This is a genomic window from Corallococcus praedator, from assembly GCF_003612125.1.
GTDB classification, from domain to species: Bacteria; Myxococcota; Myxococcia; order Myxococcales; family Myxococcaceae; genus Corallococcus; species Corallococcus praedator.
This window is the reverse complement of sequence record NZ_RAWI01000313.1, coordinates 1-11,270: the sequence shown is the minus strand read 5'-3', so window position 1 is coordinate 11,270 and position 11,270 is coordinate 1. Positions and strand designations below refer to the sequence as shown.

The 11,270-nt window shown below is 72.0% G+C and carries 6 protein-coding genes; all 6 read left to right on the top strand.

Translation table 11 applies throughout. The annotated features are described in order from the left end of the window. Positions 1-3: 3 nt before the first annotated feature. Positions 4-1,806, top strand: a complete 1,803-nt coding sequence (locus tag D7Y13_RS30355; protein WP_120630854.1) for a PP2C family protein-serine/threonine phosphatase — start codon at positions 4-6, stop codon at positions 1,804-1,806. A gap of 8 nt (positions 1,807-1,814) precedes the next feature. Continuing rightward, a complete protein-coding gene (locus D7Y13_RS30350; protein WP_120537049.1) occupies positions 1,815-4,328 on the top strand; it encodes a tetratricopeptide repeat protein in 2,514 nt (837 codons plus the stop codon). Beyond that, the gene (locus tag D7Y13_RS30345) at positions 4,325-5,251 is read left to right on the top strand and encodes a PhnD/SsuA/transferrin family substrate-binding protein (protein ID WP_233595912.1); all 927 of its coding nucleotides are present in this window, start codon (positions 4,325-4,327) and stop codon (positions 5,249-5,251) included. Before D7Y13_RS30350 ends, D7Y13_RS30345 begins: the two co-directional genes overlap by 4 nt. 235 nt (positions 5,252-5,486) lie before the next feature. Next, complete coding sequence (locus tag D7Y13_RS30340; protein ID WP_120537047.1) at positions 5,487-8,051, top strand: TonB-dependent receptor plug domain-containing protein; 2,565 nt, start codon at positions 5,487-5,489, stop codon at positions 8,049-8,051. Positions 8,052-8,076: 25 nt separating this feature from the next. Further along, positions 8,077-8,904 carry a hypothetical protein gene (locus tag D7Y13_RS30335; RefSeq protein WP_341870449.1) on the top strand — a complete coding sequence of 276 codons (828 nt, stop codon included), beginning with the start codon at positions 8,077-8,079 and terminating at the stop codon, positions 8,902-8,904. Positions 8,905-8,908: 4 nt separating this feature from the next. Beyond that, positions 8,909-11,270: serine/threonine-protein kinase (locus tag D7Y13_RS30330; protein WP_244222391.1), on the top strand; the 2,362-nt coding region annotated here is incomplete at its 3' end.

Genomic DNA, 11,270 nt, shown 5'->3' with positions numbered 1-11,270 from the left:
GCCTTGTCCCGTACGTACACGCGCCTCGACCCCGCGCCTGATGACCCGGATGCGTCCTCCGACGTGCCCACCGGGTCCACCCCACCTCCACCTCCCGAGTACACCGGCACGCATTCCCGGGAACTCACCGCCCTGCGTGGGGAGCACACGGCCACCCGGATGACAGGAGCGGTGGGGCTGCCGGCGACGGAAGGCACGCACACCCTCATCGCGCCGCTGGAAGCAGGCGAGCTGCCCAACGTGGCGGCCATCCGCGGGCTGCGGTTGGATCAGCTGCTGCTGCTCACCACCGGCGCGATGGTGATCATCATCGTGGGGCTGCTGGCGGCCCTGTCGGCGAAGACGACGGAGTCGCAGCTCACGGAGGCCTCGGACCGCTTCACCCAGCGGCTCCAGTCCCAGGCGCGCGAACTCGGTCAGACGGTGAGCCACACCCTGGCGCTCACCTCCGCCACCAGCCTGCGTGACAACAACTACGCGTTCCTCACCGAGGTGGCGCGCTCCATCATCGCGGACAACCGCAACATCCTGCGCGTGCAGATGTTCGACGCGGACTCGCAGCTCGTCGCGGACAGCGACCCGGCCGCGAAGCTGGGCTCCTCTGGGAGCCGCACCGCGGAGCGCCGCTGGGCCAGCGCCTTCTTCAACGGGCAGCCCGTCTTCGAGTTCCAGGAGCCGCTCGACTACGGCGCGCAGGCCGGAAAGGGCGTCGTCGTCATCAGCTACTCGCTGGAGGAGCTGCAGAAGCAGCTGCACGAGCTGGAGGAGGCCAACCACGCCGCGGTGCGCGCGAACACCCTGCGCATCGTGGGCCTGGGCCTGGGCTTCGTGGTGCTCGCGGGCGTGCTGGCCGCGTACCAGAGCCGCCGCATCACCAAGCCCCTGGGCGTGCTCACCCACCGCGTGATGCAGCTGGCCGCCGGTGACCTGGGCGCTCGCGCGGGCACGGCGCCGGGCGCGGGCCGCGAGGTGACGACGCTGGGCGTGGTGTTCAACCACATGGCAGAGCGCATCAAGGTCCTGCTGGAGGACGTGCGCGCCAAGGCGCAATTGGAGCGCGAGGTGTCGCTCGCGCGCACGGTGCAGGAGACGCTGCTGCCCGGCCGCGAGGCGGTGACGGTGGGGCCCCTGCGGCTCGCGGGGCTGGTGGTGCCGGCGGACGCGTGCGGCGGCGACTGGTGGTTCCGCGCCGCGCTGGATGACCGGCGCGTCGTCATCGGCATCGGGGACGTGACGGGCCACGGCCTGTCCACGTCGCTGGTGGCCACCAGCGCCACCAGCGGCTTCGCCTCCGCCATGACGCTGCGCGAGCCGTCGCAGGTGCACGCGCAGATGCTCATCACCGCGCTCAACGTGACGCTGGCCAACGTGGGCCGGGGCGAGCACCAGATGTCCAGCGCGCTGGCCGTCATCGACGTCTACAACGGGCAGATCGACTACGCGGCCGGCGGCCACCCCGCGGCGGCCGTCTTCAACCGGACCACGGGCCAGATGGCGTCGCTGCCGGCGCGCGGTCCGCTGCTGGGCGCGAACGTCGCGTCGGAGTTCACCTCGCGCCAGGCGCAGCTGCGGCCCGGCGACATCGTCGTCTGGTACACGGACGGCCTCACCGAGGCGCGTGACGGCACCAACCGCCTGTACGGCACGCAGCGTCTGGCCGCCGCGCTCCAGGCCAACGCCCACCTTCCCGCCGACGCCCTGCGCGACGCGCTCCTCGCGGACGTGCGCGCCTACAGCGCCGGCCAGCCGCAGCGCGATGACATCACCGTCATCGTCGCCGAATTCAGCCCCGCCCCCTCGCCTTGATGAATCGCATGCGCCCATCCTCCCGCTCCCCGCGCCGCGTCTCCACCGCGCTCGTCCTGCTGGCCACGCTGGCCGGCCCGCCGACGGCGCTCGCGCAGTTCCGCCCGCCGCCCGCCACGGAGGCCCAGCGCCTCTCGGAGCAGGGTGAGCAGGCGCTCGTGTCCGCCAACGCCGCCGCCGCCAAGGGCGACAAGAAGGAGGCGGAGGAGAAGTTCCGCCGGGCGCTCCAGCTCTTCGAGCAGTCGCTCGCCCAGGAGCCCCAGTCCGTCATCACCGCCGCGGGCCTGGGCAGCGCGGCCAACGCGCTCCAGGACTTCCAGCGCACGGTGGCGCGCCTGCAGCCCCTCTTCGCCCAGAACCCCGGGGAGCTGTCGCTCGCGTATCCCCTGGGCACGGCGTACTTCAAGCTGCGCCGCTTCAACGAAGCGGTGCCGGTGCTGGAGCAGGTGGCCGCCGCGGATCAGCCCGACCACCTCATCGTCCACTACTACCTGGCCAGCTACTACCTGTACGCCCAGGACGGTAACCGGGCGGTGACGCGGCTGCAGCGCTACCTGGCCCTGCGCCCGGAGAAGCTCGCCGGCAACGACTTCCAGATCCACGAGCTGCTGGGCAAGGCGCACCTGCTGCGCCGGGACGCGCCCGCCGCGCGCGCCGCGTTCGAGAAGTCGCAGGCGGGCCGGGCGGAGTCCGCGCCCGCGCAGATCGGCCTCGCCGCCGTGCTGGAGCTGGAAGGCCGCGTGCCGGAAGCCCGCGCGCTGCTGGAGCGGCTGGTGACGAAGTTCCCCCAGGCCGCGGAGCCGAAGGAGCGCCTCGCGCGCCAGTACCTGTCCGCGGGGGATGTGCCGCGCGCGGAGGCCCAGGCGCTGGCGCTGGTGAAGCTGGGCGCCACGCCCGCGTCGCACCTGCTGCTGGGTGACGTGCGGCTCGCGCAGAAGCAGCCCGCGCAGGCGGAGGCCGAGTTCCGCAAGGTGCTGGAGCTGCAGCCGGGCCTGCTGCTGGGGCAGATCGCCGTGGGCAAGGCGCTCCAGGCGCAGGCGCGTCACGAGGAGGCCATCCAGTTCCTGGAGACCGCGGTGAAGTCGGGCGGCGGCAGCCTGGAGCTGTGGGCGACGCTGGGCTCCGTCAACCGCCGCGCCGGGCGCTTCCAGCGCGCGGTGGAGGTGCACCGGCGCGTGGTGGAGATGGCGCCGCGTCAGGCCCTGGGCTGGATGTTGCTGGGGGCGGATCACTTCGCCACCGGCCAGTGGGATCAGGCCATCGAGGACTACGGCAGCGCGCTCCAGGTGGAGCCCAACCACCCCGGCGCGAAGCAGTGGCTGGCGCGGGCCCTGGCCCACCGCGCGCGGGATCGCGCCGGCACGCAGCGCATGGACGACGCCGCGCGCGACCTGCGCCGCGCGTACGACCTGGACCGCTCCGTGGCCATGGGACGCCGGCTGGGCGCGGTGCTGCTGGACAGCCGTCAGTACGTGGAGGCCCGGAAGGTGATGGAGGGCGCCGTGACGCTGCCCGGCGCGACGTGGCGCGAACACCTGCTCCTGGGCTACGCCCGGCTGGGCAGCGGGGACGCGCAGGCCGCGCTGGCTGCCTTCACCCAGTCCGGCGAGGCCACGCAGGAGCCGGATCAGCGCGCGGAGGCGTCCGCGGGCGCCGCGCTCGCGGAGGTGGAGCTGGGCCAGGTGGACGCCGCCGTGCAGCGGCTGTCGGATGCTGGCCCGTCCAAGTCCGCCGCGAAGGTGGCGGAGGCGAACCTGCCGCGCGTGCTGGTGCGCCGGGCCCTGGCGAAGCTGGAGGCAGGGGACGCCGCCGCGGCGAACCGCGACCTGGACGCGGTGGACCGCCTGGGCACGGGCAAGCGCACGGACCTCGCGAAGCTGGCCACCTTCGCCCGGGCGCTCACCCGCGCGGAGGAGGGGAAGTTCGCGGAGGCGTCGTCCGGGCTCAAGCGCGCGCTCACCCCCGTGCCGGATTGGGCGTGGTCCAACACGCGCGCTCTCTCGGACGCGTGGGTGCTGTACCGCCAGGGCAAGGTGGCGCCGTCGCGCAAGCTGCTCGCCACCGCCCAGAAGAAGCCCATGCCAGGACAGCCCCGCTGGATGGGCGCGCTCACCGGCGCGCTGCTGCGGCGAGAGGCGGCGCTCGCGTACGCCTCCGGCAACATGAAGGCGTCGGAGAAGGCGCTGAAGGCCGCGCTCGCCGTGACGCCTGAAGACGCGGTGGTGCAGCACAACCTGGCGTGCGTGGACTGGCGCCAGGGGGACACGTCCAGCGCCCTGGCGACGTGGAAGCGCCTGGAGCCGAGCGTGGCCGTCGCCGCGCTCAACCTGGGCATCGACGCCCAGGAGCGCCGCCACGAACCCGCCGAGGCCGTGGACGCGTGGCGCCGCTATCTGGCGGCGGGCGCGGGCCCCCGGGCCGCGCAGGTGCGGGAATGGAAGGATCGCCTGCAGGGACTCTACGGACTGGGGGACGCCTCCGGCGCCAACCCGGCCGGGGTCACCGCGGAGGAGACGCCGTGAAGAAGACGCCCACTTTTGTCGCGCGGTGCGGCCTCGTGCTGTTCGCCGCCGTGCTGTTCCTGGTTGCCTCCCCCGCGTCCGCGGCGCCCAAGAAGGCGACCCTGGGCGTGTTCCTCGCCACCACGCTGTCGGATGGCCAGGAGCGCTTCCAGTACGCCGAAGCGCTGGCCCAGAAGCTGGAGGCCAGCCTGGGCCGCCCCGTCGCCGCCCGCAGCTTCGGCCGCTACGAGGACTTCTCCAAGGCGGTGGGGGAGGGGCTCATCGACTTCGCCGTGGTGGACGCCTGGGCCGCGGTCCAGTTGGGCGCCAAGGCGCAGCCGGTGGCGTACGCGCCGCGCTCCGGTGAGACGCAGCAGCGCTGGGCCATCATCTCCACCCAGAAGGGCTCCGTGAAGGACCTGGCCGGCAAGCGCATGGCGGTGGTCAAGGGCGCGGGCTCGTTGGATCCGAAGTTCGTCTCCCACGTCGTCCTGGGCGGCGACCTGGACGCCCAGAAGCACTTCAAGCTGGTGCCGGTGCCCAATGTGGAGTCGGCGGTGAAGATGCTGGAGGCCAAGGGCGCGGAGGCCGCGCTCGTGCCGGTGGCGCACGCGCCCAAGGACCTGCGCGTGCTCTTTCGCAGCGGCCGGGTGCCCGGCGCGGTGCTGGTGGAACTCAAGGGCTCTGGAGACTCGCTCTCCCAGTCCCTGTCCGCCGTGGGCGCGGTGGCCCCCTTCGACGCCTTCGCGGCCATCCCCGGCCGTGAGTTCGAGGACTTCCGCAAGCTCGTCACCCAGGGCCCGCCGCGCCGCCAGCCCGTCCTCGCGGACGCGCCCGAGCTGCGGGTGGAGACCCCCGCGCTCGTGCAGTCCGAGTCCCTGGGCCCCGCGCTGCCGCCCTTCACCGACGATCTGGCCGTCACCAGCGAACAGCCGGATGACTGAGCGCGGCACGGGTGATCCGCCAGCCCTACCCAGCGTGTCGCGTGACACGTTTTACTGGATCGACAGCCGCGACTTGGCCTTAGGCCAGTTATTGCGGTAGTTTGAGAAGTCGAGCGGAACGCCTCCGTTCAGGGGTGGAAACTCGCCCCTGCGGACGATTGCCAGTCGCAACGGCTCTGGACCCTGGCGAACGGAACCGCGGACATCGCTGCTTCCCCTCGTGGAATTGAGAACGATGGACTCGACTGTGTACGGTGTGCCGCGAAACAATGCGGTCAAGAGGTTTCCGGAGCGTCTGGGCGCGCGAGCGTGCATGACGTTGGTGATCTGTGTCCTGGCCCTGTTCTCGGTGGAGCGTGCCGAGGCCCAGGAGTCGCAGGATCCGGCGCCCAAGGCGACGCGCACGAAGCCCGCGCGCAAGCGAGCGACGCCCGCCGCGGGCGCCAAGCCTCCGCGCGCCGTGAAGCCGCGCAAGGGTGCGAAGCCCGTTCCCGTGCCGGAGCCGGAAGTCCTGCCGTCCGGCACCGGGCCCGTCACCGACGAGCCCGCCCTCGCCGCGGAGCCGCCGGCGGATCCGCCGCTGGGAGGCAACCCGTACGCGGGCCCGTCCGTCGCGGATCCGGCCCCCTACGTGTCCCCGGCCTCTCCTCCGACGTCCACCCCCGGCGGTCCGCTGCCGTCGGACGCGCCGTCCAACCCGCCGCCTCCCGCCGCGTACGGGAACCTGCCCCTCCCGGCCGCGCAGCCGGACAACGTGCCGGACCGCGCGCCGTTCACGGAGCCCACGCCGGACCGTGCGCTGCCGCCCCCCTCCGGCCTGGCCGGGCTGGACGGCCCGGACTCGCTGACGCCCGACTTCGAGGCGTCCGTCAACCAGGTGCTGAGCGAGGCCGTCGTCACCACGGCCGGCAAGCGCAAGCAGCGCATCTCCGACGTGCCCCTCACGGTGTCGTGGATCCCCGCGGAGGAGCTGGAGGGCACCGGCCAGTTCTCGCTCTGCGAGGCCATCCAGTACTTCCCCGGCATGGAGTGCCGCCGGGGTTCCATGCGCAAGGCGGCGGTGAGCGCGCGCGGCCTGGGCTCCAACTACCTGTCCAACCGCCTCCTGCTGCTCAAGGACGGCCGCCCCCTGACGGATCCGTGGACGGGCCAGTTCTACGCGGATGAGACGACGCCGCTCGTGAACCTCAAGCAGGTGGAGGTGATCCGCGGTCCCGGTTCGTCCCTCTACGGCTCCAACGCCTTCAGCGGCGTCATCAACATCATCGAGCGCCAGCCCGGCGACCTCATCGCCAAGGGCCAGAACGTGGGCGCCGACGCGCGCATCCTCGCCGGCCAGGACAAGACGTGGCGCCTGCAGACGAACGTCGCCGGTCGCGGCGGTCCGGTGGAGGCGCTGCTCGGCTACTACGGCTTCGGCTCGGACGGCCCGCAGCTCTTCAACAACCAACAGCTGGGCCAGACGGACACCAACGAGGACTCGCTGGTGCACCAGGTGAACGGCAAGGTCCGCGTGGGTTCCTTCGCGCTGGACGCGGACTTCACCGACGCCAACATCGGCCGTCCCGGTGGCCAGAACATCTCCACCGTGGGCAACTGCGGCCGCTGCCACTACACCGCGCAGGACAACGAGCATGTCCAGAACCTGAACGCGTCCGTCCAGTTCGATCAGCCGGTGACGGACAACGTGCGCGTGTTCGCGCAGGCCTACACGTTCTTCAAGCGCCGCGACGTGGCGCTGGAGAATGAGCTCACCGGCGCGCTGGAGAACACGCTGGGCAAGCGCAGCCGCCTGGGCGGTGAGGCGCGCGCCCTGTTCTCGCTCGACAAGCTGTCGCTCACCGTGGGCGGCGACGTGAAGGCCGACCAGGTGAACAACCAGAACGTGCTGCCGGGCCTGGGCCTGGACGACACGAAGCAGACCATCCTGGGCGGCTTCGTGGACGCGGAGTTCCGCGCCACGGACCGGCTGGTGTTCGGCGCGGGCGCCCGCTACGACAACTACCAGATCCCCGAGCGCGTCTGGGAGGCCCGCACGGATCAGATCTCCCCGCGCGCCAGCGTCGTGTTCCACGCCATCCCGGAGCTGCTCACGCTGCGCACCAACTACGGCCGCGCCTTCCGCGCGCCCACGCTGGCGGAGCTGGCCATCAACCAGCAGATGTACGCCGCGACGCTCCTGGGCAACCCCGGCCTGCGCGCGGAGACGCTGGACACGGTGGAGGCCGCGGTGGACTTCTGGCCGCTCGACCGCCGGGTGCGCCTGACGGGCACGGGCTTCTACAACCAGGCCAACAACTTCATCAACCAGGAGCTCCTGTTCGGCTCCACGTCCCAGTTCAAGAACCTGGGCGACGCGCGCGTCGTGGGCTTCGAACTGGAGGCCGCGGCGCAGGTGCCGCAGCTCAACTCCTCCTTCGACGTCGCCTACCAGTTCCTCAACGCCAAGGCGCTGCCCCTGGACGGCGGGCCCAGCTACCCGCTGGACTACGCGCCCACCCATCGCGTCTACCTGCGCGGCCGGACCAACATCGGCAAGTACGCCTTCGTGGAGCTGTACGGCCTGTTCGTGGGCCCGCGCTTCGATCCCGGCTTCCTCGTGGACGAGAACTCGGGCACCGCCACCCGCGTTTCACTCCCCAGCTACATCACCGCGACCGCGCGTGTGGGCTTCAACGTCCACGAGCGCGTGGCCGTCTCCTTGCTCGGGACGAACCTCTTCAACGCCAAGTATGAAGAGTCCCACGGCTTCCCTGCACCGCCGCTCGGCGTCTTCAGTGAAGTCCGGCTGCATTACTAGGGCGTTGTTGGATAGCGTTGCCTCCGTGAAGGACACCCCCCTGAAGTTGACGCCGGACACGTCGATGACGCCGGAGGCGCTGGACAAGGCCTCCGGGGTGCTCGCGCGGGACGGCCTGTTGCTGGGGCGGGGCGAAGGTGCTGCGCCCCAGCTGGTGCTCTTCGACGGGCGCCTGAACCCCGCGCACGCGGCGCTGCTGGAGCGCGAGCCTCCGGCGCTGCTGCTGGCGACGCGGGACCCGGGGGGACAGCCTTCCTCCTGGGAGGTGCGCCTCTTGGGCGCGCTGCTTCGCGGCGGGGCGCTGGTGCCGGAGGAGGCCTCCGTGTCGCGCGAGGTGTTGGGCAGCGTGGCGGACGTGACGGCCGCGGGCGAGCGCGCGGCCGAAGCGGTGATCCAGGCGGGCGGCTCGAAGGTGGCCGCCAGCCGGGTCGCGGATGTCGTGCATGAGATTGGCGTGAACGCGCTGCTCGACGCGCCGGTGGACGACGCGGGGCAGCCGAAGTACGCCCACCGCCGGGGACAGGTGCAGGCCGTGGCGGAAGAGGATCGCTGCCTGCTGTCGTGGGCGGTGGTGGACGGCCGCGCGTGGCTGGAGGCGACGGACCGCTTCGGCCGCCTGACGACGTCCCCGCTGGTGCGGGTGGTGAAGGCGTGGGGTGAGAAGGCGCAGGTGGACGCTTCCGGCGGTGGCGCGGGCCTGGGCCTGCGGCGCATCCTGGAGCACAGCGACGCGGTGGCGGTGCGGGTGAGCCCGGGGCGGAAGACGCAGTTCGCCTGTGGGGTGGACCTGGGGGATGCGCGCCGCAGGGCCGCGCAGCCCAAGTCGCTGCTGTTCTGTCTGGAACGAGGGTAGGCGGGTGGAGAGCCAAACTTCCAATGCCAGCATCACCTCCCTGCGCGTGGGCAGCCTGCTCCACGTGCGCGTGGCAGGGGTGATCGACGAAACCTTCCCCCTCACCCCGTCCTCCAAGGGCCTCTCCGGCCTCGTGGTGGTGGACCTGGGGCTGGTGGAGCGCATCAGCTCGTTCGGGGTGCGCCGGTGGATTGAATTCGTGGGCCACCCGCCGCAGGGCGTGGCGGGGCTGTACGTCATCAACGCGCCGCCGGTGGTGGTGGATCAGCTCAACATGGTGGAGGGCTTCGCCGGCGTCGCGCGCGTGCTCTCCCTGTTGGCGCCCTACACCTGCCGCTTCTGCAAGGAGGACCGGCTGCGGCTGGTCCGCCTGGTGGAGGAGGCGAAGGTGTTGGATCAGGCGGGCGCCCCGGAGCACCACTGCCCGGTGTGTTCGCAGCCGCTGGAGTTCGCGGACGAGCCCACGGAGTTCTTCGACTTCGCGCGCCGCCAGCAGTTCTCCGCGGTGGACCCGGCGGTGCTGCGCTACCTGCGCTCCAGCATCCCGTCGGAGCCGTCCGAACTCTCCTCGCACCTGAAGATCGTCCAGGACGACATCACGTTCATCACCCTGGCCAGCGTGCTCAAGGGCGACCTCAACGTGCGACGTCTCGCCTCCGGCCTGGAGGGCCGCGTCGCGTTCGACTGCTGCCACGTGAGCACGGTGGAGCCGGAAGCGCTGCCGCGCATCGAACAGGTGCTGGAGGTCGCCTCGCAGGGCGCGCAGGTGGTGCTCTGCCGCGTGCCCCCGCCGATGCTGGCCGTGCTGTCGAAGTCCTCCAAGGCGCTGCCGGCGAAGCTGGCCACGCTGTGGCTGCCGTGCGACTGCCGCAACTGCGGTCAGGTCACCCACCAGCGCATCCAGACCTCCGAGTACCTGGAGGTGCTGCGCGCCAAGGGCAGCATGGATCGCGTGTGCCCCATCTGCGGCGGCAACGCCCGGGCCCCGGCGCTGGCCCAGTTCCAGGGCCTGCTGGCACGCACGCCGCTCACCGATGGGGCGCAGGACGACATCGAGGCCCTGGAGCAGCGCGCGCTCAGCCAGTACCTCTTCGGCGCCACCAACTCCGAACCCGGCAGCAAGAACACGTCGCCCACGGACGTGCATTCGCAGGGCAGCGGCCGGGTGCAGATCATCCGCCGGCTGGGGCAGGGCGGCATGGCGGAGGTGTTCCTCGCCAAGCAGCAGGGCGTGAAGGGCTTCGAGAAGTTCGTGGTGATGAAGAAGATCCTCGCGCAGTTCGCGGAGAACCCCGAGTTCGTCGACATGCTCTTCGCGGAGGCCCGCGCCAACGCGCGCCTCACGCACCCCAACATCGTCCAGACCTTCGACGTGGGCGTCACGGACGGTGTCGCGTACATCCTGATGGAGTACGTGCGCGGCCCGGACCTGAAGCGCCTGCTCACGGAGCTGCGCCGCAAGGGCATGGCGCTGCCCCTGGAGCACGCGCTGCGCATCGTGGCGGAGGTGGCCGCGGGCCTGCACTACGCGCACAGCTACGTGGACCCCTCCGGCACCGCGCACCCGGTGGTGCACCGCGACGTGTCCCCGCACAACGTGCTGGTGTCGCTGGACGGTGCCATCAAGCTGTCCGACTTCGGCATCGCCAAGGTGCAGGGCGAGGAGCAGACGCAGGCGGGCGTCATCAAGGGGAAGATCTCCTACCTGTCCCCGGAGGCCGCCAGCGGCCGCCCGCTGGACTGGCGCAACGACGTGTTCGCGCTGGGCGTGGTGCTCTTCGAGCTGCTCACCGGGCAGCTGCCGTTCCGCCGCGACCATGACGCGGCCACGCTGGCGGCCATCGTGCGCGAACCCGCGCCGGTGCCCTCGCAGCTGCGGCCGCACATCCCGCAGGACGTGTCCGACCTCATCCTGCGCGCGCTGGTGAAGGACCCGGCGCGCCGCACGCCCACCGCGGCGGCGATGCGCGAGGAGATCGAAGCCGTCATCACCCACCACCGCCTCTCCTCGTCGCCCGCGTCGGTGGCGCAGTACTTCAAGGAGACGCTGGGGGACCGGCTGGTGGAGTACGCGCCTTCGTCCGCCAGCGGCCCGGGAACGGGCTCCAACCCCCGTTCGCTGATTCCGGGCACGGGCTCGCACCCGAAGCCGTTGGGCCCGGGTTCCAGCCCCGGCTCCGGTTCGGGCGCCATGCGGGCCCCGTCGGACCTGTCCCGGCCGCCGGTGCGCGGCTCGGGCAGCATGCCGAGGATGGAGGCGGAAGTGCGGCCGCCGCCGCCGGTGGCCGCGCTGGACGCGGAGCGGGGCACCGAGGTGGTGTTGTCGGTGTCCGAGCCCCCGCGCCCGCCACCGGTCGCCGCGCCCG

Coding starts and splice junctions, on each gene's coding strand:
- D7Y13_RS30350 (WP_120537049.1), top strand. CDS start 1,815: ATGCGCCCATCCTCCCGCTCCCCGCGCCGCGTCTCCACCGCGCTCGTC.
- D7Y13_RS30340 (WP_120537047.1), top strand. CDS start 5,487: ATGGACTCGACTGTGTACGGTGTGCCGCGAAACAATGCGGTCAAGAGG.